Raw genomic sequence first — 276 nt, forward strand, 5'->3', positions numbered from 1 at the left:
GCCACCCTTTAAAGAAAGCGTAATAGCTCACTAGTCGAGTCGGCCTGCGCGGAAGATGTAACGGGGCTCAAACCATACACCGAAGCTACGGGTATCACGTAAGTGATGCGGTAGAGGAGCGTTCTGTAAGCCTGTGAAGGTGAGTTGAGAAGCTTGCTGGAGGTATTAGAAGTGCGAATGCTGACATGAGTAACGACAATGGGTGTGAAAAACACCCACGCCGAAAGACCAAGGTTTCCTGCGCAACGTTAATCGACGCAGGGGTAGTCGGTCCCT

1 rRNA gene is annotated in these 276 nt (G+C 51.8%); it reads left to right on the top strand.

Annotation, left to right across the window (positions count from 1 at the left end):
* Window positions 1–276: ribosomal RNA gene (locus AC0L20_RS40980) — 23S ribosomal RNA — on the top strand; the annotation flags it as partial.

It is taken from the genome of Bradyrhizobium sp. Kon58, assembly GCF_055807455.1.